This window comes from Pararhizobium sp. PWRC1-1, assembly GCF_049897905.1.
Taxonomy (GTDB): domain Bacteria; phylum Pseudomonadota; class Alphaproteobacteria; order Rhizobiales; family Rhizobiaceae; genus Pararhizobium.
The window spans coordinates 52,978-76,631 of the sequence record NZ_JAFCXE010000025.1 but is presented as its reverse complement, the minus strand read 5'-3'; the positions used below and the strand labels follow the sequence as shown (position 1 = coordinate 76,631).

14 protein-coding genes are annotated in these 23,654 nt (G+C 60.1%); all 14 read left to right on the top strand.

The window, feature by feature from the left end; genetic code table 11:
- The first annotated feature begins 39 nt into the window (after positions 1-39).
- The 14 genes from ACP7E0_RS28765 to ACP7E0_RS28700 all read left to right on the top strand — a co-directional run bounded on the left by ACP7E0_RS28765 (position 40) and on the right by ACP7E0_RS28700 (position 23,641).
- Positions 40-903, top strand: a complete 864-nt coding sequence (locus ACP7E0_RS28765; protein ID WP_426130011.1) for a branched-chain amino acid ABC transporter permease — start codon at positions 40-42, stop codon at positions 901-903.
- 1 nt (position 904) lies between these two features.
- The gene (locus tag ACP7E0_RS28760) at positions 905-1,912 is read left to right on the top strand and encodes a branched-chain amino acid ABC transporter permease (protein WP_426130009.1); all 1,008 of its coding nucleotides are present in this window, start codon (positions 905-907) and stop codon (positions 1,910-1,912) included.
- Positions 1,909-2,673, top strand: coding sequence for an ABC transporter ATP-binding protein (locus tag ACP7E0_RS28755; RefSeq protein WP_426130007.1), 765 nt, complete (start codon positions 1,909-1,911; stop codon positions 2,671-2,673). Before ACP7E0_RS28760 ends, ACP7E0_RS28755 begins: the two co-directional genes overlap by 4 nt.
- Complete coding sequence (locus ACP7E0_RS28750; RefSeq protein ID WP_426130005.1) at positions 2,654-3,370, top strand: ABC transporter ATP-binding protein; 717 nt, start codon at positions 2,654-2,656, stop codon at positions 3,368-3,370. The genes ACP7E0_RS28755 and ACP7E0_RS28750 overlap by 20 nt, the downstream gene beginning before the upstream one ends.
- A 164-nt stretch (positions 3,371-3,534) precedes the next feature.
- Positions 3,535-3,927 carry a hypothetical protein gene (locus tag ACP7E0_RS28745; RefSeq protein ID WP_426130003.1) on the top strand — a complete coding sequence of 131 codons (393 nt, stop codon included), beginning with the start codon at positions 3,535-3,537 and terminating at the stop codon, positions 3,925-3,927.
- 237 nt (positions 3,928-4,164) lie between these two features.
- Positions 4,165-5,562 carry an FAD/NAD(P)-binding protein gene (locus ACP7E0_RS28740; RefSeq protein ID WP_426130001.1) on the top strand — a complete coding sequence of 466 codons (1,398 nt, stop codon included), beginning with the start codon at positions 4,165-4,167 and terminating at the stop codon, positions 5,560-5,562.
- A 228-nt stretch (positions 5,563-5,790) separates the two neighbouring features.
- Positions 5,791-6,960 (top strand): FMNH2-dependent alkanesulfonate monooxygenase, encoded by a 1,170-nt coding sequence (gene ssuD / locus ACP7E0_RS28735; protein ID WP_426129999.1) that lies wholly within the window; start codon positions 5,791-5,793, stop codon positions 6,958-6,960.
- 177 nt (positions 6,961-7,137) lie between these two features.
- A complete protein-coding gene (locus tag ACP7E0_RS28730) occupies positions 7,138-12,588 on the top strand; it encodes an MG2 domain-containing protein (RefSeq protein ID WP_426129997.1) in 5,451 nt (1,816 codons plus the stop codon).
- A gap of 62 nt (positions 12,589-12,650) precedes the next feature.
- The gene (pbpC, locus tag ACP7E0_RS28725; RefSeq protein ID WP_426130067.1) at positions 12,651-14,672 is read left to right on the top strand and encodes a penicillin-binding protein 1C; all 2,022 of its coding nucleotides are present in this window, start codon (positions 12,651-12,653) and stop codon (positions 14,670-14,672) included.
- A gap of 41 nt (positions 14,673-14,713) precedes the next feature.
- Positions 14,714-15,784: a cellulose biosynthesis protein BcsN gene (gene bcsN, locus ACP7E0_RS28720; RefSeq protein ID WP_426129995.1), complete on the top strand. Its 1,071-nt coding sequence runs from the start codon at positions 14,714-14,716 to the stop codon at positions 15,782-15,784.
- A 108-nt stretch (positions 15,785-15,892) separates the two neighbouring features.
- Positions 15,893-18,079 (top strand): UDP-forming cellulose synthase catalytic subunit, encoded by a 2,187-nt coding sequence (gene bcsA, locus ACP7E0_RS28715; RefSeq protein WP_426129993.1) that lies wholly within the window; start codon positions 15,893-15,895, stop codon positions 18,077-18,079.
- Positions 18,076-20,424, top strand: a complete 2,349-nt coding sequence (locus tag ACP7E0_RS28710; RefSeq protein WP_426129991.1) for a cellulose biosynthesis cyclic di-GMP-binding regulatory protein BcsB — start codon at positions 18,076-18,078, stop codon at positions 20,422-20,424. The genes bcsA and ACP7E0_RS28710 overlap by 4 nt, the downstream gene beginning before the upstream one ends.
- Entirely contained in the window at positions 20,424-21,473 is a 1,050-nt protein-coding gene (locus ACP7E0_RS28705) for a glycosyl hydrolase family 8 (protein ID WP_426130065.1), read from the top strand. Before ACP7E0_RS28710 ends, ACP7E0_RS28705 begins: the two co-directional genes overlap by 1 nt.
- Entirely contained in the window at positions 21,470-23,641 is a 2,172-nt protein-coding gene (locus tag ACP7E0_RS28700) for a tetratricopeptide repeat protein (protein WP_426129990.1), read from the top strand. The genes ACP7E0_RS28705 and ACP7E0_RS28700 overlap by 4 nt, the downstream gene beginning before the upstream one ends.
- Positions 23,642-23,654 lie beyond the last annotated feature (13 nt).

The window sequence follows — 23,654 nt, the reverse complement described above, 5'->3', positions numbered from 1 at the left end:
GCTCTCATCTCCCGCAAACAATCAAACGGACATCGCGCGATGCAGACAGTCTTCAGCATAGCCATCGACGCATTTGCCTATGGCATGGTGCTCTTCGTTATTTCGATCGGCCTCTCGGTCACCATGGGTTTGATGCGCGTCGTCAATCTGGCCCATGGCGCCTTTGCCATGATCGGCGGCTATATCGCGTCCTACGCAGCGCAAGACCTCGGGCTCGGCTACGCCGCAGCCGTGCTGCTGGCTGTTTTCGGGACCGTCATCATTTCTATTCCCATCGAGCGGCTGCTCTATCGGCGGATTTACGGCGCACCGGAGTTGACGCAAGTGTTGATGACCATCGGCATCACCTTCTGTATCATCGGCATTGCCAACTATGTCTTTGGCCCGACGCTGAAGACGATCCCATTACCCCCGGTGCTCCAGGGCTCGGCCGATCTCGGCTTCCGCACCATCGCGGTGCACCGCCTCTTTGCCATTGTCTGTGGTCTGGCCGTCGCCGGCGGACTTTGGTATGCGATCGAAAAAACGGCCTTCGGCGTCAAGCTGCGCGCCTCCGTCGACAATGCCTCCATGGCTGCCGCCCTCGGTGTGCGTACGGAAATCATCTATGCAGTCAGTTTTGCAGTCGCGGTCGGCCTCGCGGCCTTTGGCGGCGTGCTGGGTGCCGAGCTTCTACCGGTCGAACCATATTACGCCCTGCGCTACATGGTAACCTTCCTGGTCGTCGTCTCCGTTGGCGGCGCTGGCTCCATCCCCGGAGCGCTCCTTGCCTGCCTCTTGCTGGGCGGAATCGATACGACAGGCCGTTATCTCATGCCGGAATTCGGCGAATTCTTCTTCTACCTCGCGGTGATTGCCATCATCTGCATTTTCCCGCGTGGCCTTGCCGGACGGACACGCTAGGATGACGCTCAGCATGAACCATGAAACGATCGGCAAGACCACTCGCCCCAACCGCAGCATCGCCCGCGACCTAATAGGCATCGGCGCGATCATCGTCGCAGCCGCCATCGGTTATCTCCTGTTTCCCGACAACCTCGCGCTTCTGACCCGGATCATCGCCATCGCGCTGCTGGTTCTGTCGCTCGATCTCGTCACCGGTTATTGTGGCGTGGCGACGCTCGGCCATGCCGCCCTTTTCGGATCTGGCGCCTATGCAGCCGGGATTGCCGCCGCCCATTACGGGATTACCGACCCGCTGCTGATGACGCTTGCCGGTATTCTTGGCGGAGCGATCGCTGGCCTCATCTGCGGTGTGATCATCCTGCGGGCACACGGGTTGCCCCAGCTCGTCCTGTCGATTTCGTTGATCTACCTGTTCCACGAATTCGCCAACAAGGCATCCTCATGGACGGGCGGCAGCGACGGCTTGTCCGGAATTTCACCTGACCCGTTGTTCGGCAGGTTCGAGTTCGACCTCTGGGGCCAGACAGCCTACATACTCGGCGTCTTTCTGCTGCTTGCGGTTTTCGTCCTGTTGCGTTTTCTGGTGCGCTCGCCGTTTGGCATGCTCTGCCGTGGTATAAAGGAAGATCCGCTGCGCATCATGGCCATGGGCGCCTCGCCGAAAATCACCTTGATCAAGATGTACGTGATTTCCGGTGCTGTCGCCGGCGCGGGCGGCGCCCTGAACGCGATATCGACGCAGGTCGTCGGTCTCGACAGCCTGTCCTTCACCCAATCGGCCGAGGCCCTGGTCATGCTGGTTCTCGGCGGCACAGGATCACTGTTTGGCGCGTTAATGGGTACGGTCGTCTTCATGCTGTTCGAGGATTATGTTTCCGCGGCCAATCCCTTCCACTGGCTGACGATGGTCGGCGCCCTTCTGATCGCGGTCGTCCTGTTCGCACCGAAAGGGGTTTATGGCACCGCGGCCGATATCATCGCCCGCCGCCTGGAGAAACGCACATGAGCGCGGTCTTCGACGTTCTCAATCTGAAAAAAGCCTTCAGCGGCCTGACGGTCACCAATGACGTCTCACTGTCGATGGCGCCGGGTGACCGGGTAGCGCTGATCGGCCCGAACGGCGCGGGAAAGACCACCTTCGTCAATCTCGTCACCGGCAATCTGCGGCCAGATTCCGGCGAGGTTCGTCTCAATGGGGAAACGGTCACGAAAATCGATGCGATCGGCCGCGTCCGGCGCGGGCTGGTCCGCTCTTTTCAGGTAACGCGGCTGTTTCAGGAGATGACACCGGCCGAACATGTTGCCCTGGCCATCCTGCAACGGGACGGACGCGCTGGAAAGATGTTCGGCAACTTCCTGTCGATGCCGGACGTCATGGACGAGGCAAGCTTGCTGCTGAGCAAGCTCGGCTTGGCCGACCTGATGCACCGCAAGGTGAGCGAGATCGCCTATGGACAGCAGCGCCTGCTCGAAATCGCCATGGCGCTGGCCCTCAAACCGAAAGTCCTGTTGCTCGACGAACCGGCCGCGGGTGTGCCCCAGAGCGATACTGGCCGTATCGAACAGGCACTTGCCGATTTGCCCGACGATCTTGCCGTGCTGATGATCGAGCATGACATGGATCTGGTTTTCCGCTTTGCCAAGCGGGTCATCGTGCTGGCTGCCGGCACCATCATCTTCGACGGTTCGCCCGGCGATGTCACCAAGGACGCCGCCGTGCGCGAGGCCTATCTGGGGAGCTATGCCAATGCAAGCCACGCCGCTTGATGTCGAAAACCTCTCGGCCGGTTATGGTCCGACACGGGTTCTGGAAAACGTCTCCTTCTCCGTTCCCCCCGGGCAGCGCCTGGCGGTGCTTGGGCGCAACGGCATGGGCAAGACAACCCTGCTGGCAACCCTGGCCGGGCAGACAAAACGCTATGACGGGCGCATCCGTATCGGCGAAACCGACGTCACCGGAATTTCAAGCGCGCTACGCGCCCGCACCGGCCTCGGCTACGTGCCTCAGACGCGGTGCATCTTTCCAACGCTGACGGTCGAGGAGAACCTGTTCGTCGGCCTCAAGGATCGGCCGAAAAGCGATCTCCAGGATGCCTACGCGATGTTTCCCCGTCTTTTAGAGCGCAAGGGGAACCTTGGCTCTCAGCTTTCCGGCGGCGAGCAGCAGATGCTATCGACTGCTCGAACCATTCTTGGCCGTCCCACGGTTCTGTTGCTCGATGAACCGCTCGAGGGCCTGGCACCGGTCATCTGCGAAGAACTGATGAAAGCGTTTTCCGAGCTTGCGCGCACCGGCAACATGACCATCGTGCTTGTCGAGCAGCGCATCCAGAGCGCGCTCGATTTTGCCGATCAGGTGATCGTTCTTGAGCGGGGCAGGGTGGCCTGGAGCGGCACGCCGCAGGCACTGGCCGCCGATCATGATGCGGTGGACCGGCTTCTCGGTGTCGGCGGGCTGCACTGAAAGAAGGCGAGCTCCGCCGCGCCATTGGCCCATGGCGGAGCATTCGGATATCCCCCTGCGAATTTATTTTGAGCAAGGCGGAACAATCCGTGTTGTCGTGCATTTTTGCGTCAAGTCGATTTCTGTCGGCACCAAACACCGTTCACAACGATGAGGATGTGCAGATGAGCAACCTTCTACCCGAATTGCATGAAGGCCATGCCCCGATCACTCTGCATCTGCTGTTTCGCGATGCACTGGAAGCCTATGACGACTGGGGGGATGAAACTGACGTTCCCTTGGTTTTCCATCTTGGCATGCCAGTGCCGATCGGGTTGGTGTTCGATCATATGCGCGATTGCACCGATATCCTGCCGAATAACCTGGTCAGCGCCATTACCGAACGGCTGACCAAGCCTAGGAGCAGCCACAGCTCACTGGACGAGATGACATTTTCCACGGCCGCCCGTGTGATGTGTGTCGTGGTCCGCAAGAGACAGCTGCAGCGTAGCGGCAGCGATATCGACGTCTTCCTGCGCCGGTTTGAGAAGCTGCGCTCCGACCGCGCCAATCGGTGATATTTTGGGTTGTGAAGTTGCTTCCGGCTCTGCCGGAAGGTGCAGTCTTCAAGCTCTGCCCATTAAGTTACGGAAACATATTGCGTTTTAAGAGGACGTGAAAACGGCTTGATAGGACGGGTCCTCCGTGGTTAAGATGATTAAAAACATAGAGTATACCGCATATTGATGAACTGGCGTTTGAGTAGGGGTGCCGAGGTTCAACCATCCAGCCGCATGATGCGGGGAGGAAATGATATGACGGTTTATGGTCTTTCGTCGCCCTTCAGTCCGCGTAGCGATCAGCCGTTGCAGATCGCCATCGTCGGCCGGGGGTTCTCCGGCCTGATGATGGCCATCGCCCTTTTGAAGTCGGTCAACCAGCCATTCCGGCTGCGCATGTTCGATCCCCGCCCGATCATCAGCGGGGGCCAGGCGTTGGCCACGGCGCGATCCACCGAAATTCTCAACAGCCGCGCCCGCGACCTTTCCGTTTCGACCGGCGAGCCGAAGGATTTTACCCGTTGGCTGCAGGCGAATGCACCATTCCGCGAGGCCGTGTCGGCAGCGATACCCGGATTTGGTCAGATTTTTGTGCCGAAGGTCACTTTCAGCGATTATGTCTATCAGCGCTTTTCCGAAGCACTGGCGCAGCGAACGGATGTAACTGTGCAGATGTCCAACGAGGGCATCACCCATATCCGCCGCAATGACAACGGCCTGTTCACGCTGAGCCTCGCCGATGGCGGCGAGGCGATCTACGACACGGTTGTGCTTGCCACCGGCTACGGTTTAAAGCCGCCGCTGGAAACGACCGAGCAGGATATGGATGCCCTCTTGCTTGAACGCAGCGAGACACGCCGGCATGTGGTCGTCATGGGCAATGGTCTGCGCGCTGTCGATCAGGTTCTGCAACTACGCGACGGCGGCTTTACCGGCCACATCACCATCCTGTCGCGCCGCGGTTTCCTGCCGCAGCCGCATACGCGCATGCCTGCGGACGCGGTTTTCCCAACGCAACCCATGCCGTCGCAACTGCGCAACATCGTGCGTTTCGTGCGTGACGCCTGCGCCGAGGCCGAAGAAAACGGCTGGAGCTGGCAGGCGGCGATGAACGGCCTGCGCAAGCGCGCCCGTACCCTTTGGGCATCGCTGCCACCGAGCGAGAAACGCCAGTTCAACCGGCATCTGCGCGCGATCTACGACAGCCATCGCAACCGGCTTCCAGCCGACGTGCATGCCAGACTGGAACGCGAGTTCGCAAGCGGCCTGACCGAACTGAAGCGCGGCACAACGCTGAAACGGACACCGGATGGCCTTTTGGTGCGGTGGGCCGGGCAGGCCGCTGAAAGCCGTTTCTCCGCCGACGAGGTGATCGACTGCCGCTGCCTGTCGCCGGACCTCAAGGATCCTGTTGTCGTCGACCTCCTCGAGGCGGGCCTTGCAGCGACAGACGAGCTCGACCTCGGCCTCGCCGTCAATCCGGCGGGAGAATTGGTGACGCCAAAGGGCCGGCCAGCCGGCCTGTTCGCCGTAGGACCTCTCGGTCTCGGCTCACTGCCCGATATCGACCTGGTTCCGGAGATCGTGACGCAGACCTATGCCGCCGCAACCCTGATCGGCGCACGATCGCTGCCACAATTGCAGGCAAGCTGACGCGGCAATTGGTCCCCAACCAGCTGGCGCTGCACCCGGTGTTTCTTGGCATGCACCTCTGCGTTTCCGCTGTCGATGGGCTTAACGCCTCAAGAAGGTCGCAAACCCGAACGGATTTTCCATACACAATAAAGTTTATAGATATTATACTTTTGCACTCCTGAGCGTTCCCGGAAAAACTAAGAGCAGGCCCATTCCGCATCTCGCACACGCTGGAGACAATCACTCATGAGCACCGTTCCGGAAAAGATCGACGTTCTCTGGTTTCTGCCGACCCATGGTGACAGCCGCTATCTCGGCACATCAATCGGCGGCCGCAATGTCGATCTCAACTACCTCAAACAGGTCGCCCAAGCTGCCGACACGCTCGGCTATTTCGGCGTGCTGATCCCGACCGGCCGCAGTTGTGAGGACAGCTGGATCGTTGCCTCCGCATTGGCGCCCTTGACGGAAAAGCTGCGTTACCTCGTCGCCGTGCGTCCCGGCCTGCTTAGCCCGACGCTGGCCGCCCGCATGACCGCGACACTCGACCGGATCTCCAACGGGCGCCTGCTGATCAACGTCGTCACCGGCGGCGACCCGATCGAGAACAAGGGCGATGGCATCCATTATTCGCATGAGGAACGCTACGAGGTCACCGAAGAGTTCATCAACATCTACAAGGCCGTGCTGCGCGGCGAAGACGTCACCACCAAGACCAAGCACTTCGATATCGAGGATGCAAAACTCCTGTTCAACCCAGTCCAGGAACCACATCCGCCACTCTATTTTGGCGGCTCCTCCGGCGTCGGGCAGCAGGTTGCGGCCCGTACCATCGACAAATACCTGAGCTGGGGCGAGCCACCCGAGGATGTCGCAAAGAAGGTGGCAGAGGTGCGGGCACTCGCAGAAGCGGAAGGCCGCGAGGTCACCTTCGGCATCCGCCTTCACGTCATTGTCCGCGAGACAGCCAGGCAAGCATGGACCGCTGCCGACGAGTTGATCAAATATGTCGACGACGACACGATCGCCGCGGCCCAGAAGGTTTTCGAACGGATGGATTCCGTCGGCCAGAGCCGGATGAGCAAACTGCACGGCGGCCGCAAGGACAAACTGGAAATCAGTCCCAACCTGTTGGCTGGCGTCGGGCTCGTGCGCGGCGGGGCAGGGACCGCATTGGTCGGCGATCCCGATCAGGTCAAGGCGCGGATCGACGAATACCGCCAGATCGGCATCGATACTTTCATCTTCTCCGGTTACCCGCATCTGGAGGAGGCTTACCGGTTCGGCGAACTCGTACTGCCGAACCTGCCGCTCAACCACCCGGTCAAGACCCACCGGGCCAGTGCCAATACCGGCCCTTTCGGCGAAACGATCGCCGGCGATCACCGTCCGCCGCTCAAGGTGTCGCAGTCCTGACAGGATAAAGCCGGGATCGACGTTTTTATTCGTAACGCCGCGATTAAATCGTAACGTTCAACCGTTAACCAGGGCAGTAGCTACGGAACAGCCGCTGCCCATGTCCGGTTGACAAGCTCAAGGCGAGCCTAAAGAGTAAACCGGTCAAAACGGCAGCGTTGGGGAGGACTTTTGTCTATGCGCGCGTTTATCCGGTTTTCAGCGATTATTCTCAGTGCGATTGCGTTTTCTCCAGCCGTCCAGGCGGCCGAAACGGGCAGGCACATCGTCACCACGCAGGACGGGGATTATTTCGGCTTCGACCTGCGGACCGAACAGAACGTCTCCCTTGCCGATTGCGAGAAGGTCTGCGTCGCGGACTCCTCCTGCCGCGCCTTCACCTATAATCCCAAGGTGAAATGGTGCTTCCTCAAAACCGACTATAATAAGCTGAACACATTCGCTGGCGCCGTTGCCGGGAAGATCGTTGCCGCCGCCGCGGCAGAACCGGATATCGGTGCTCCACCAGCATTGGCCTTCGTCACGGAACAGCTTCTCAATGACGCGCGCGCCACCAAGGACAATCTTTCTGTCCTGTTGGACCAGGATGCACTTGGTCTGAATGGCCGCAAGGCTGCAGCCTACCGTGAACTTGCAGCTGGCAATATTGCCCCCGCGCTAAAGGCTTTTCAGGGTGCGCTCTCCATCACGCCCGACGATGGCGCGCTGTGGATCGAAGCCGCACGTGCGGCAAACCGCGTTTTCGGCAATGCCGACTTTGCAACCCAGGCATCGTTTGCCGCGCTGAACGCCTATCAGCTATCGCGCACCATGCAGGCGCGGGCAGAGGCGCTCGCCGTGCTGGCGACCGCGTTTAAGAACGTCGAGAATTTTCGCGGCGCGCTCAGCGCCTACAAGGCCAGCCTCGAGCTGGTCGAAGCCAAATCCGTTCGCGCCGATTATACTGACCTGCGCACCCGTCAGGGGTTTCGCGTAACCGAACACAAGATCGATTCCGACAGCGCCACGCCACGGGTCTGCGTCCAGTTTTCCGAACCGCTGGTCAAGGCAGGCGTCGACTACACACCCTTTGTCCTTTTGGATGGCGCCACACCCAAGGCCGTCGAAGCCAAGGGCAGCGAAATCTGTGTCGAGGGTCTCGGCCACGGCCAGCGATACAAGATCGCCTTCCGATCGGGCCTGCCTTCCTCCGTCGATGAACCGCTGGAAGCCAACGTCAATCTCGACGTCTATGTCCCCGATCGTGCGGCGATGGTGCGCTTTACCGGCGACAGCTTCGTCCTGCCGGGCACCGCCCGCCGCGGCATTCCGATCGTTTCAGTCAACACCGCCAGCGCCAACCTGAAGCTCTACCGCATCGGTGACCGCAACATTGCCTCGCTGTTGACCGCCTCGCAATTCCTGACCCAGCTCGACGGCTACAGCGCCCAGCGCATCCAGGACGAAAATGGCGAAATGGTCTGGCAGGGGGCGATTGACATTGCGACCGATCTCAACAAGGAAGTCGTCACCAGCTTCCCAGTTGATGAAGCGTTACCGCAACGCAAGCCCGGCGTTTATGTGCTGACCACCGTTTCGGCAACGGGCGCTTCCAACGAATGGGACAGCCAGGCGACACAATGGTTCGTCATTTCGGATATCGGCCTCTCCACCTATTCCGGCACCGACGGGCTCTCCGTTTTTGCCCGGTCGCTGGCATCGGCCAAACAACTGGCCGGGATCGAACTGACGCTGCTTGCCAAGAACAATGAAATCCTGGGCACTGCCACCACCGACGCCGATGGCCGCGCGACCTTTGACGCTGGCCTGCTGCGCGGCACCGCCGCCATGACACCGGCCGTCATCACCGCAAAGAGCGGCGCGAACGATTTCGTTTTCCTCGACCTGACACGTGCCGGCTTTGACCTGTCTGACCGCGGTGTTACCGGACGTGCAGCACCCGGCGCCATTGACGTGCTGACCTGGACGGAGCGCGGCATCTACCGTGCCGGTGAAACCGTGCATGTCTCAGCACTCGCCCGCGACAGCGCTTCAATGGCCATCGAAAAACTACCGCTGACCTTCATCTTCATGCGCCCCGATGGTGTCGAAGACCGCCGCGTCGTCAGCGATGGCGGACTAGCAGGCGGTTATGCGATCGATCTCCCTTTGCAGCCGAATGCCATGCGCGGCACCTGGACCGTGCAGATTTTTACCGATCCCAAGGGCACGGCGATCAGCGAGAAGCAGTTCCAGGTCGATGATTTCGTGCCCGACCGGGTCGAGTTCGATATGGCAAGCACCGCCAAGCAGATCGAGATCGATACACCGGCGCCGATCACCATCGACGGCCGCTTCCTCTATGGTGCTCCGGCAGCAGGGCTCGAGCTCGAAGGCGAAGTCGGCCTGAAGCCGACCCGCGAAAGCGCCCATTTCAAGGGCTACTTCTTCGGCCTTGCCGATGAGGAAGCCACCGAAGACAGCCGCACGACGCTCGAAGGCCTGGAGCCGCTCGATGAGGACGGCAAGGCAACCTTCGACGTCAATCTGACGGATATCCCATCCACCACGCAATTGCTCAACGCTAATATCAGTGTGCGTGTTCAGGAAGCCGGCGGCCGTGCCGTCGAGCGGTCTCTGACACTGCCGGTCAAGCCGGCCGGCTCGATGATCGGTATCAAGCCGGAATTCTCCGGTGACCTCGCGGAAAACGCAGTTGGAAAATTCCACGTCATCGCCATCGACCAGAGCGGCGTCAAGCAGGCAAAGACTGGCTTGAGCTGGAAGCTGCTGCGGATCGAGCAGGACTATCAGTGGTACCGTGATGGCACCGCCTGGAAATATGAACCCGTCACCTCGACCAAGCAGGTTTCGACAGGCAAGCTGGACGTCACCACGGATGGCAGCGAGATTGCCATATCGGCCGGATGGGGCCGCTACCGGCTCGAGGTCGAAACCGCCGATATCGATGGCCCGACATCGAGCGTTGAGTTCGATTCCGGTTGGTATGTTACGGCCAGCTCGACGGAGACACCGGACGGGCTGGAAGTCGCGCTCGACAAGCAAAACTACGCGATCGGCGATACAGCTAAGTTGCGCGTCTCGCCGCGCTTCGCCGGTGAAGTTCTAGTCACGATCGGCTCGGAAAAGCTGATCGCCACGAAAACCGCGACCATTCCTGCGGAGGGCGGCGAAGTCGATATTCCGATCACCGCCGATTTTGGCGCTGGCGCCTATGTCACTGCGACGCTCTATCGTCCAGGCGATGCGCAGGAGAGCCGCATGCCGATGCGCTCCATCGGCATCAAATGGCTCGCCGTCGATCCTGCTGATCGCAAGCTGTCCGTCAAACTCGATCTGCCGGAAAAGACGCTGCCGCGCCAGACGTTGAACATTCCGGTGGAAGTGACCGGAGCAGGGGTGGGCGACGAAGCCTATGTCACGGTTGCAGCCGTTGATGTCGGTATTCTCAATCTAACGCGCTACGAAGCCCCCAATCCGGATGGCTGGTATTTTGGCCAGCGCCAGCTCGGTCTTGAAATCCGCGACCTCTATGGACGGCTGATCGACGGATCGCTTGGTGCGACCGGGCGCCTGCGCACCGGCGGTGACGGCGGCCAGATGGCGCTACAGGGCAAGCCGCCGACCGAAAAGCTGGTGGCATTCTTCTCCGGCCCGGTCCAGCTCGATGCGAGCGGCAAGGCGATCATCAGCTTTGATATTCCGCAGTTCAACGGCACGGCCCGCGTCATGGCCGTCGCATGGTCGAAGGCCGGCGTCGGGCATGCTTCGACCGATGTCGTCATTCGCGATCCGGTCGTGGTGACGGCAAGCCTGCCGCAATTCCTGGCGCCCGGCGACAAGGCGGAACTGCGGCTCGACATCGCCAATACCGATGGTCCTGCCGGCGACCTGAACCTCAAGGTGACAAGCAGCTCCTCCGTGATGATCGACGCGGAACAAGCGCAGCAGACGTTCAGCGTTAAGCCGGGTGGAAAGTTCGACCTGACGCTGCCGCTCTCCGGTGTTCATCCAGGCAATGGTGCGATCTCGATCGAGCTCACCAGCGCCGATGGCCTATCGCTGCAACAGTCGGTCTCCGTTCCGGTGCGGCCAGCTGCCCTGCCGTTGACGACACGGCATCCGCTGACCATAGAGCCGAATGCCAGCTTGAAGGTCGATGGCGACCTGTTAGCCGAAAGCATGCTGCAGGGATCGGCCGTCAGCATCAGCGTCACCCGCTCCGCCGCCTTTGACATTCCCGCACTTCTGACATCGCTCGACCGCTATCCCTATGGCTGCGCCGAACAGACGACCAGCCGGGCGCTGCCTCTGCTCTACCTGAGCGAACTCGCCAAACAATCCGGCCTGCCGGAGGATGGCGATGTGCAGAAGCGGGTGCAGGAAGCCATTTACCGGGTGCTGTCCTATCAATCCTCGACCGGCAGTTTCGGTCTCTGGAGCCCCGGCTCCGGTGATCTCTGGCTCGACGCCTATGTCACCGACTTCCTGACGCGGGCCCGGGAACAGAAGTACGAGGTGCCGGACCAGGCGATGGTGCAAGCGCTCGACAACCTGCAGAATGCGATGAGCTATGATGTCGACATGAAGAGCCAGGGCAATGAGATTGCCTATTCTCTCTACGTCCTCGCCCGCAACCGCAAGGCTGCGATCAGCGACCTGCGTTATTACGCCGACACCAAGCTCTTGGAGTTCCCGACGCCGTTGTCGAAGGGGCATCTGGCCGCCGCTCTCGCCCTTTATGGCGATGCGCAGCGCTCCCAGAGCATTTTCGAAGATGCGCTGGAGATGTCGACGACGGCAAGCAATGCCAGCCTTGATCGCTCCGATTACGGCTCGGCCTTGCGGGACGATGCCGCCGTCCTGACCCTCGCCGCAGAAGCCCGGCCCGTGCCGACGATCATCCCGCAACTCGCCAAGATCGTTGCCCGTGAATGGGAGCAGAAATCCTATACGAGCACGCAGGAGCAGATGTGGACGCTGATGGCGGCTCGCGCCATTCAAGGTGGTGACAGTGACCTCAACCTTGACATCAACGGTACGCCGCGCAGCGGTGGCTATGCGGCGCGACTGACCGGTGACGAGGTCCTTGACCAGCCGGTGACGATCACCAACCGGTCGAGCGAACCGGTTGCTGCCGTGGTGACGACGGTTGCGGCGCCGGCATTCCCGCTGCCGGCCGGCGGCAACGGCTTTACCATCGAGCGGACCTACTACACGCTCGACGGCGAGGAGGCCAATGTCACTCAGGCCAAGCAAAACGAGCGCTATGTGGTCGTCATCAACGCCACGGAAAGCAACACCTGGCCGTCGCGCGTGCTGATCACCGACCTCTTGCCAGCCGGCTTCGAGATCGACAATCCGACCCTGGTCGATAGTGCCAAGCTGTCGAACTTCGAATGGATCGGCGAAGTCGAGGCTGCCCATACGGAGTTCCGCAGCGACCGTTTCGTCGCAGCCTTCGATCGCACGGCCGGTGACAACCGCACGATCACGGTTGCCTATGTCGTTCGCGCCGTCACCCCGGGAACCTACGATCATCCGGCAGCCAGCGTCGAAGACATGTACCGGCCGCAATTCTCCGCGCGCTCCGCCATGGGGCGCATGGAGGTTCAGGCGGTCGAATAATGTCTTTCTGGGCGAAAACCTGTGCCGTATTGCTGGGCTCCGCACTGTTGTGCGTCGCCATCATGTTCGGTCTTGAAGCGGTAGACCGCGCCTATCCGCCGCCGTTGGAAGCAGCACGTACGGTATCGGCCGAAGTGCTGGATGCCGACGGTCAGCTGTTGCGCGCTTTTGCGACGCCGGAAGGCCGATGGCGGCTGCAGACGACAGTCACGGATGTCGACCCGCAATTCGTCCGCATGCTCATCGCCTACGAGGACCAGCGTTTCTGGGAGCATAAGGGCGTCGATCCCTTCGCCTTGATGCGGGCCGCCTGGCAATTCGCGACCCACGGGCGGATCGTCTCGGGCGCCTCGACGCTTTCGATGCAGGTGGCGCGGCTGATCGAACCCCGCGAAGGACGCTCCTTCGCAGCAAAGTTTCGCCAGCTTGCGCGCGCAGTGCAGATCGAACGCCGCCTGAGCAAGGCCGAAATCCTCGACCTCTACCTCACCCATGCGCCCTATGGCGGCAATATCGAGGGCATTCGCGCCGCAAGTCTTGCCTATTTCGACAAGGAGCCGCGACGTCTCACCGTGTCAGAAGCAGCACTGCTGGTGGCGCTTCCGCAGCTTCCGGAGAAACGGCGCCCCGATCGTCATTTGAAGGCGGCGGAAACGGCACGTCAACGGGTTCTGGAACGCATGGCGGTTTCCGCCGTGATCGGGGAAGGGGAGGCGGAGCGTGCCGCCTTGGTCACGGTACCGGGCCGGCGCCTGCAACTGCCGGCCTTTGCCGCTCACGTCGCCGAGGCGGCGCGGCGCAAGGACCCGAAGATTGTCCAGCATCAGACGACGCTGCGGCGCACGATCCAGAAGGGACTGGAAACGGTCGCCAAGGAAGCAGCGGCCCGCCTTGGGGCTAAAGTATCGATCGCCATGGTCATGGCCGATGCGCGCACCGGCGAGATCGTCGGCGAACTCGGTTCCGCCGATTACTTCGACGCCAGCCGCTCCGGCTGGATCGACATGACACGCATTAAACGCTCCCCCGGCTCAACGCTGAAGCCTTTCATCTATGGCCTTGCCTTCGAGGAAGGGCTGGTATCCCAGGAAACCATCATCGAAGACCGACCGGCGGATTTCTTTGGCTACCGGCCGCGCAATTTCGACATGACCTATCAAGGTGATGTCAGCATCCGCCAGGCGCTGCAGCTGTCTCTCAACGTTCCGGCTGTGCGGCTGCTCGATTCCGTTGGGCCAACGCGGCTAATGGTACGCTTCCGCCGCGCCGAGGTCAGGCCCATCCTGCCACCGAACGAGGCGCCCGGTCTGGCGATCGGTCTCGGAGGGTTGGGGGTCAATCTGAAAGACCTTGTGCAGCTCTATGCCGCCCTTGCCAACCGCGGCAAGCCGGTCCGGCTGGGCGACGGCATTCGGGATCAACCGGGCGCGATCGAAAACGAGCCGCTTCTCGATCCGGTTGCCACATGGCAGATCGCCGATATCTTGTCCGGCGTTCTGCCCCCCGCAGGTGCCGTCCAGCGCGGCATCGCCTACAAGACAGGAACAAGCTACGGCTACCGTGACGCCTGGTCTGTCGGCTTCGACGGCCGCTACGTTCTCGGCGTCTGGGTCGGCCGCCCGGACAATGGCGCAGTGCCTGGCCTGACCGGCTATGGAACCGCAGCCCCGATCCTGTTCGAGGGCTTTGCCAAATCAGGCGTTGCCATGACGCCGCTTCCCCGCGCGCCTGCTGGTGCCGTGCGCATCGCGCAGGCGGAATTGCCAATCAGCCAGCGCCGTTTTTCCTTAAGCGCCAACGGTCTCGTTTCGGCCACGATCCGCGAGGCAGCACCACAGATCGTCTATCCCCCTGAAGGCGCCCGCGTCGAACTGGGCGTTGATACGGATGGGATATCCCTGCCGCTTGTCCTGAAGCTTCAGGGCGGGCGGGCTCCTTTCCGCTGGCTCGCCAACGGCAAGCCGCTGCCCGAGACATCGCGGCGCCGGGTCAATCAATGGGTGCCGGATGGTGCCGGCTATTCCACGCTGACCGTGATCGACGCGGCTGGGCGGGCGGCCAGCGTGCGGGTTTTTCTCAACTAGAATCGTCCAGCCGTCGCGATTGGCGTGCTCGATCTGCCCATTTGGCAATTCCAAATAGTGCCCCCCTATCTATAGGGATTCCAGAAGACGGCCTCATGATCTATCAATGGGACATGATTCGACTCGATATGATTCGAAATCGCGCTTGGCCGCGATCCCTCTCCGAGGAAACAAACGGAGGCCAATTGCCTGTTTTGCCAATACCAGCTTTGCGATACGGACTTGCCGTCATCGTTCTGATGACCGGTCTTTCCGGCTGTTCGCCCCGCGACGGCGTTAAGCTGTCCGACACGGCAATTACGGTTCCCGAGGAAACGGCGTTTGCTCTGCCTGCTCCCGGCGGCCCGGCGGTCGTCAACATCGTCGAACGTCGCTTCCACAACGCAACCCAGCAGGACATCTTTCTGTTTACGTCTGCCTCGACACCCGGTCAGAATGTCCTGCGCGTCCAGCTGTTCGGGCCTGTCGGATCGCAATTTGAAGGGACCCAGTCGCTCGGTTACTCATCCATTCGCGCGACCGAGATTGCCAAGGAAATGCGCCGCGAACTCCCGGGCATCTTGCTCAGGCAATCGCCGGTTTACCTGCAGAACAACTATGGCCCCTTCAGCTACGCCTATGGCCACGGCCGTGGCAACGACGCATGCTTCTATGGCTGGCAGCAGATACGCTCGCCGGAAGAGGCCAGAACGGTGTTTCAGAACCGTGGCACCATCCAGGTACGCCTTCGGATGTGCGAAGAAGGTGCGAGCGAAGAAAAACTCCTGAACACGATGTACGGATACACGATCCGCAGCGCGTTCAATGTTGCCGGCTGGAATCCATACGGCGAGCCACCAACCGTCGACCCGAATTTGGGACGAACTGGAAATCCCATCTATCCGAAGACAGAAGATCTGCGGAAAGCGGCGCAGCCGGCCGTAGAGGTCGAAAGACCACGTCCCGTCGCACGGCAAAAACCGGTTGTGCAATCCACAGAAAAGGCCCAACCGGTCAAGCAGCCAGCGGTGGAAGAAACCCTTCCTTTACCTTCAAGCGCCGATATAGGTGGTACCGTTGTCCCTTCGCCTGGATGTGTGGGACAGCCGGAGGGTGCCGTACCATGCAAATAACCTCGACATGGTCCGAACTGCCGGTTGCAGTTTGAGTTGACCATGGCGTTTGAGGACTTCGGTTGGCAATTGACTTGCCGACAAACGGCCTCGTGAAAGGCAACAACCATGCGCAAAGCCGGCATTATAGTTTTCTGGGCAATTGCGTCTCTTTGCGTCATTGCCTTGGTTACCCTACCAATCAATCTGCAAACACAGCTGATCGCCAGCATCGCCGTCGTTACCTTCATGGCCGTGATCAAGATCTTGAGGGCAGAAGGGACATGGCGTCTCACTGCGCTGGCCTTCGGCACGGCGATTGTGATGCGTTACGTTTACTGGCGCACCACCAGCACGCTGCCGCCGATCAACCAGCTTGAAAATTTCATTCCCGGCTTCCTGCTCTATCTGGCGGAAATGTATAGCGTCATGATGCTGGCGCTCAGCCTGTTCGTCGTCTCCATGCCGCTGCCATCGCGCCCCTCGCGTGCTGCTTCTCCGGGCAATTACCCAAGTGTCGACGTCTTTGTGCCAACTTACAACGAAGACGCACAACTTCTCGCCAATACCCTGGCCGCAGCGAAAGCGATGGATTATCCCGCCGACAAGCTGACCGTCTGGCTCCTCGATGACGGTGGCACGCTCCAGAAGCGGACTTCGGCAAATCTGCTCGAAGACCAGATGGCCAAAGCCCGGCATCAGGAATTGCAGATCCTCTGTGGCGATCTTGATGTGCGTTATCTGACGCGCGACCGCAACGAACATGCCAAGGCCGGCAATCTCAATAACGGCATGCAGCATTCGCAAGGCGAGTTGCTCGCAATCTTTGACGCCGACCACGCCCCTGCGCGCGATTTTCTCTTGGAGACGGTAGGCTATTTCGAAGACGATCCGAAGCTGTTCCTGGTTCAGACCCCGCACTTCTTTCTCAATCCAGATCCGGTCGAGCGCAATCTGCGAACGTTCGAAAAGATGCCGAGCGAGAACGAGATGTTTTACGGCATCATCCAGCGCGGCCTCGACAAGTGGAATGCATCATTCTTCTGCGGTTCGGCGGCGGTACTGCGCCGGCAAGCGCTCAATCAGACCGGGGGATTCAGCGGCGTCAGCATTACCGAAGACTGCGAAACCGCGATCGATCTGCATGCGAAAGGCTGGAACAGCGTCTATGTCGACCGCCCGCTGATTGCCGGACTGCAGCCAGCGACGTTTGCCAGCTTCATTGGTCAGCGCAGCCGCTGGGCGCAAGGCATGATGCAGATCCTGCGGTTCAAGTTCCCGATCCTGAAGCGTGGCCTGTCGATCCCGCAGCGACTTTGCTACATGTCGTCGACCCTCTTCTGGCTCTTTCCGTTCCCGCGCACGATCTTTCTGTTTGCCCCGCTCTGCTATCTGTTTTTCGATCTGGAAATCTTCACGGCATCCGGCGGCGAATTCCTGGGCTATACGCTTGCCTACATGCTGGTGAACCTGATGATGCAGAACTATTTATACGGTTCGTTCCGCTGGCCCTGGATTTCAGAGCTCTATGAATATGTTCAGACTGTTCATCTTCTGCCTGCGGTCATATCGGCGATCCTCAATCCAAGGAAACCGAGTTTCAAGGTAACGGCGAAGGACGAATCCGTCCTTGTCAGCCGGCTATCTGAAATCAGCAGGCCTTTCTTCATCATCTTTGGCGTCCTGGTGCTTGCCCTGATCGTCACCGTCTACCGGGTCTATACGGAACCCTACAAGGCAGATGTCACACTTGTCGTCGGCGGCTGGAATTTGCTCAATCTCATCCTGGCCGGCTGCGCGCTCGGTGTCGTGTCCGAGCGCGGTGAGCTGTCGGCGACACGGCGTGTCAAGGTAACGCGCCGGTGTGAGTTCGGCCTCGACGATAAATGGTACTCCGCCACGATCGACGACGTCTCCGTGAACGGGGCCCGGATCAACGTCTATGCGAAGACCATTGGGTCTCTGCCTGTCGATACACGCGGCCTGATCCGGTTCAAGCCCCACGGCAGCAATATCGAGGAGATCTTGCCGGTCGCTATTCGCAACAGCCAGGTGGACGGCGATATCATCACGTTGGGCTGTCAATATCTGCCGGAGGTTGCGCACCATCATAGTCTGGTCGCCGATCTCATTTTTGCCAATTCGCAGCAATGGACCGAATTCCAACGGTCGCGCCGGGGCAATCCCGGTCTTTTCCGCGGCACATTCTGGTTCTTCGGACTTGCTTTCTACCAGACGACCAGAGGCCTGGCTTATTTCTTCAGCAATCGTGGATCGAGCGACAAGACCCGCAAAACTGCTGGGGCGAAAAAATGATCAGATCGCTGTTTCTCACCATTACCCTCCAGACCTTGTCCGGTACTTCGCTACATGCTCAAAATCTGCCCTTTGACATGACCCCCGAACGGCCTGCAGATAGCCCCGCGCTGGTGTCGCCGGCGCCCGATCAAGGGACGAATACACCGGCATCGCAACCGGTCACCGTCACACCGGTTGTCGAACCGGCTGAGGTGCAGGCGTTTCAAAGATATGTTCTTCCAAACGGCAATCTGGGCCTGACTGGCGAATTTGAAAACCTGACCTGGTCCGTTTACCTGACCCCGCAACAGGCGGCCGACGCAACAAAACTCAATATCGGCTATCAAAATTCGATTTTCGTCGCGCCGGAAACGTCGCGCCTGTCGATCGAGGTCAACAATACGAAAATCGCCGACGAAGCCATCCGTTCATCGGAATCCATATCCGAGCGCAGCCTGGACCTGCCAAAGGGGGTGCTGAAGCCAGGCGCGAACCTGATCCGGATGCAAGCAAACCAGCGTCACCGCACGGATTGCTCCGTTCAATCGACCTATGAACTCTGGTCGAACTTCGATGCGGAAAAGACCTATATCGGCTTTGCCGATAACACGTCACAGAGCCTGCAAAGCCTGGATGACATCAAGGCCGTCGGCGTCAACGAAGAAGGTCGGACGCGTTTCAATTTCGTGGTCCCTGCGCTTGAGCAACCCGGTGCCACGATACCGCTGATGCGGCTTTCCCAAGGATTGGCGGTTCTGGCCGATATGCCGAACCAATCCTTCTCCTTCAGCAGGACCATCATGAGGGCGCCGGCACCCGGCGAGATGACGGTTCTGGTCGGTACACCAGCCGAGTTGCTGCCGTATCTTCCATCCCTCCCGGTTACCGCTGCCGGGTCGGCCTTCGCAGGCTTTGTCACGGATCCGGCATCAGGCTCGCCGGTTCTTTTGGTAACCGGAGCGTCATGGCAGGCTATCCAGGCGGCGATCGAAAGCATTGTCGCGCCCACCGAGACGGCCGCTCCGGTTCGACGCGAAGTGATCACCACGCAGCGCTGGCGCGCTCCAGACGCACCCTTCCTCTTTTCCGATACCCGACTGCGTTTTTCCCAGCTTGGGCTACGGACAGAGGAGTTTTCCGGCAGACGATTTCGCAGTGATTTTATCATTGCTGTCCCCTCCGATTTCTACGCTTCTTCATACGGCGAAGCTGTCATCCTTCTTGATGCCGCCTACGCATCGACCGTGCTGCCCGGCAGTCATATCGATGTCTATGTCAATGGAAGCATTGCTTCAACGGTACCAATCACCTCGTCAGGCGGCGGTATCCTGCGGCATCTGCCAATCAATGTGACGATGCGGCATTTCCGTCCAGGCGTGAACACGATAGCAATTGAAGCTATTCTCGAGACAAAGGACGACGCCGTCTGCGCGCCGGGAACCACAGGCCTCGAGACGCCACGTTTCGCACTTTTCGATACGTCCGAGTTCCATATGCCCGACTTTGCGCGTATCGGCCAGCTGCCCAACCTGGCAGGGACAGCCGGAACCGGCGCTCCCTACGGCAGAAGCGGCGCTCCCACGCCGCTCTTCATGGACCGGATCGATGCCGATACCCTTTCAGCCGCAGCGACGTTCCTCGGCCGGCTGGCCGTTGGCGCAGGACGGCCAGTTGCCATCGAGACGGTGGCGTCTCCGGCGTTGATCGGCAATCGAAATGCAATTTTCATCGGCTCCCTTTCACAGATGCCCCAGATGGTCTTTACCCAGATGAACATCGACGAGGCGAGCCGCAACACCTGGGGTCCGGATCCCGGCGGCCAGACCGATGGTGTCGATACGCAGACAGCTCTCGATGAATGGCGCAGCAAGTTGCGCGGCGGCCTCTGGAGCGAGCAAATCAATGCCCTGGAAGACTGGGCGAAGCAGAATTTCGATATAACCCTGTCGTCATTGCGTTTTGCGCCGGTCTCAGAAAGCAACTTCGTGCCGTCGAGCGAGGCATCGTTGCTGGTTGCCCAAGGACCAAGCCCGGACGGAATAGGCCACTGGACCCTTGTGGCCGCCCCGACCGGCAAGGACCTGCATGAAGGCATGGTGGCGCTGAGTGCGCAGGGGTATTGGCAGCAGCTGGCCGGCCAGATGACCACTTATGAACAGGGGACGAAGTCCGTTCAAACCGTCCCGGTCACCACATTTTCGTTCTTGCCTACGCAACCTGCTTCTTTATCTAATTACCGGCTTATCGCCGCCAACTGGTTATCGACCAATATTCTGTCCTATGCCGTTCTGCTCGTGATCCTGGTTCTCATTTTGGGGCTGGCGACTGCTAGCCTGCTCGGCAATCTGGGGCGACGGCAATGATGGAAAAGCTGCTTGCGGCCTTCCTTGCCGGATTGTTCAGCCTGTGCCTGGCAAACGCTTCGGCGGCTGCACAGCAACCGTCGATCTCAGCGGAGGCCTGGCAGGCCTATAAGGCTAAGTTTCTTGATCCCGGGGGCCGTATCATCGACGATGCCAACGGCAATATCAGCCACAGCGAGGGGCAGGGCTATGGGTTGCTGCTGTCAGTTCTTGCCAACAGCCCTCCGGATTTCACACTGATCTGGTCGTTTACGCGCACCGAGCTTCTCTTGCGCAGCGACGGCCTGGCCGCATGGAAATGGGTTCCCGGTGCCAAGCCACATGTCACCGACATCAACAATGCAACAGACGGCGATATTCTGATCGCCTATGCCCTGGGTCTTGCCGGAAAACAATGGAAACGGCCAGACTTTACGGCAGCCGGTGCGGCCATAGCGCGCGCGATACTGGAAAAAACCGTCATTTCGAACGCTGGCCGGACTTTGCTTCTGCCGGCCGCGAGTGGATTTTCTGCGGCTGACAGGGAAGATGGGCCGGTCATCAATCCATCCTATTGGATATTCGAAGCCTTTCCCATGCTCGATCAGCTGGCTCCGTCACCGGTTTGGGCAAAACTGCACGATGACGGCATAGCAATCCTGAGGGATTTGCGCTTCGGTCCGAAGCAATTGCCCTCGGATTGGGTTTCACTCAAATCGTCTCCCAAACCCGCAGCCGGATTTCCGGAAGAGTTTGGTTACAACGCACTGCGCATCCCGCTTTATCTGATGCGCGACGGCAGTACCGATCGCCAACTGCTGACAAGACTGACGCAAGGCATGACGGGTGAGAACGGCAATTCAGCAACCATAGATATACAATCAGGGGAGACCAAGGACAACCTTTCAGACCCCGGTTATCGAATTGTTAACCATCTTCTGGCCTGTGTGTTGGATAAGACCGCTCTGCCGGTCGATGTGAAACAGTTTGTGCCGACACAGTATTATCCTTCGACGCTCCACTTGCTGGGGTTATCGTTTGCGGCCGCGAAACAGCCGGAGTGTTTATGAAGTCGTCCTTCATCGCTTTGTCAGCAGCGGTCATAGTGGCCGTCAGCATCGTCGGGATGAAAAAGCCAGACTATGTGAAAAATGCGATGGAGACATTCCTTCCGGCAGGCGAAGAAGAGCGCACGCCGCCAACATCGAGGCTGGTGCCGCAGCAGCAGGCGGTGACTGTCAATGATGCAAAGCCGCCGGTTTTCCAGGAGATCAAGCGTTCGGCCCAGCCCATGCTCGACACCGTGGTAACGGCTGCCACGGCCTCCGGTGTCGATGAAAGCGCGTTGCGTTACTTCGCAAGCCGTGGCGATACGGCAAGGCTGCAGGCGGAAATCTCCCGTCTCAAGGCCCTCTATCCCGATTGGGTGCCGCCGAAGGACCCGCTGGCTGTGCCTCAGAATGCAGACACACAACTGGAGGCGATGTGGCAGCTCTATTCCCAGGCGCGCTACGCCGAAGTTCGCAAGGCGATTGCGGAACGGCAGGTTTCGGAACCGGCGTGGAAGCCGCCTGCAGACCTGATCGACCGGCTCAACGTAGCGGAAGCCCGCATGCGCCTGATCAACGCCTCGGACCTGAAACAATATGACACCGTCGTGCGGCTCGGTTCGGAGACGCCGAGCCTGCTGACTTGCAGCGAAGTCGATGTCCTCTGGCGGGTGGCTGAAGCTTTCTCCCAGACGGACAAGGTACAGCGCGCCACCGACGCCTACGGCTATATCCTCACCAATTGCGACAACACCGCCGAGCGCCTTGCGACAGTTCAGAAGGCAGCAGCACTTCTTCCCTCCAGAAACGTCGAGGATCTTCTCGCCAAGGAAAAGACCGCGCCAGACGGCACGATGGAGTTCGATAGCATCCGCGACGATCTCGCGCGCCGCTTTATCGCTGAAGCCAATGCCGACGGAAAGATTGTCGTTTCGCCGCAATATCTGTCACGCGTCGAGCAACTTGCCGAGACCCGCGGATTGGCCGCCGACGCCTTGCTGCTCGGCTGGTACTACCTGCCGCGTGGAAATATGGAGAACGCGGAGAAATGGTTCCGCAAAGCTCGTGACAAAGAAGATACAGCGTCTGCGTCGCAAGGCTTGGCGCTGACAATGATCGATCGCAATGACCAGCTTGCCGCCGAGGATACGATGTATCGGTGGCGCGACGATTCCAAGGATGCGAAGGCGGTCTATCTTGCCGCCACGGCGAACCTTCTTGCGCTTGAGCCACCCGTCCCGATTTCGGCAGACGTACTGAAGCGCATTGCCGCCGAAGCGATAAAATCGCGTGATGCATCGACCGCGCAGCAGTTCGGCTGGTATGCCCGTGCGCTCAATCAGCCGCAGACTGCTCTGCAATGGTTCAAGACCGCGCTCAACTGGAAGCTTGACGACGAGCCTTCTGCCTACGGACTGGCAGTGACCTACCTGCAGCTGGAAGACATGAAGAGCCTTGCCGAAATCCAACGGCTCTGGGCTGGCCGCTCGGAACGCATAGCCAAGGTTGGCGAGGTCGATGAACCGGTCAAAACCAACGGGAGGCAGTTGCCGGTACCCGACGGAACAGTGGCCGTCAGCCGCCAGGCCCGGCCTGCAGCCGTCGTGGATGAAATCGGCGAGCGCCCAGCAGTCGATATGGTTGCCCGCCCGCGGGCGGCGGCCCCGGTCAGTCGCGGCTGCAAATCCACGATCAACCCGCAGACCCTCGCACCGGAGGCAGCGCTGACGCGCGGCTGGTGCCTGATGGACATGAACAGGCCGATGGAAGCCGCGGCGTCCTTCGAGGTTGGACTGCTCGGATCGTCAGCGAAAACACGCGAAGACGCTGCCTACGGCCAGAGCCTTGCCTATCTTCGTGCAGGCCTGGCAGGCAAGGCGGCGGTGGCTGCCGTCAAGGCACCGCAGAACCGTAAACGGGCTTTGGAGCTGCAGCAGTCCATTCTGGCCGACAAAGCCGTCGCAGCCTTCGACGGCGGCCGTCCGCGCGAAGCAATCCTTGTGCTGGACCAGCTGAAGCAGCTCGGTCCCGAACGCACGGACCTTCTCTCGCTGCGCGGCTATGCCTATCTCAAGCTGAAACGCTACGCCGACGCGCGACGGGTGTTCGAGGCGTTGGCTGCCATCGGCAATCGTGACGGTCAGCGTGGACTTGGCATTCTCTACCAGATATTCAACGACAAGGATTGATCGGGACGCAGAG

What these genes read in the sequence shown, in the direction of transcription:
- ACP7E0_RS28765 (WP_426130011.1), top strand. Translation starts at nt 40, where the DNA reads ATGCAGACAGTCTTCAGCATAGCCATCGACGCATTTGCCTATGGCATG.
- ACP7E0_RS28760 (WP_426130009.1), top strand. Translation starts at nt 905, where the DNA reads ATGACGCTCAGCATGAACCATGAAACGATCGGCAAGACCACTCGCCCC.
- ACP7E0_RS28755 (WP_426130007.1), top strand. Translation starts at nt 1,909, where the DNA reads ATGAGCGCGGTCTTCGACGTTCTCAATCTGAAAAAAGCCTTCAGCGGC.
- ACP7E0_RS28750 (WP_426130005.1), top strand. Translation starts at nt 2,654, where the DNA reads ATGCAAGCCACGCCGCTTGATGTCGAAAACCTCTCGGCCGGTTATGGT.
- ACP7E0_RS28745 (WP_426130003.1), top strand. Translation starts at nt 3,535, where the DNA reads ATGAGCAACCTTCTACCCGAATTGCATGAAGGCCATGCCCCGATCACT.
- ACP7E0_RS28740 (WP_426130001.1), top strand. Translation starts at nt 4,165, where the DNA reads ATGACGGTTTATGGTCTTTCGTCGCCCTTCAGTCCGCGTAGCGATCAG.
- ssuD (WP_426129999.1), top strand. Translation starts at nt 5,791, where the DNA reads ATGAGCACCGTTCCGGAAAAGATCGACGTTCTCTGGTTTCTGCCGACC.
- ACP7E0_RS28730 (WP_426129997.1), top strand. Translation starts at nt 7,138, where the DNA reads ATGCGCGCGTTTATCCGGTTTTCAGCGATTATTCTCAGTGCGATTGCG.
- pbpC (WP_426130067.1), top strand. Translation starts at nt 12,651, where the DNA reads ATGTTCGGTCTTGAAGCGGTAGACCGCGCCTATCCGCCGCCGTTGGAA.
- bcsA (WP_426129993.1), top strand. Translation starts at nt 15,893, where the DNA reads ATGCGCAAAGCCGGCATTATAGTTTTCTGGGCAATTGCGTCTCTTTGC.
- ACP7E0_RS28710 (WP_426129991.1), top strand. Translation starts at nt 18,076, where the DNA reads ATGATCAGATCGCTGTTTCTCACCATTACCCTCCAGACCTTGTCCGGT.
- ACP7E0_RS28705 (WP_426130065.1), top strand. Translation starts at nt 20,424, where the DNA reads ATGGAAAAGCTGCTTGCGGCCTTCCTTGCCGGATTGTTCAGCCTGTGC.
- ACP7E0_RS28700 (WP_426129990.1), top strand. Translation starts at nt 21,470, where the DNA reads ATGAAGTCGTCCTTCATCGCTTTGTCAGCAGCGGTCATAGTGGCCGTC.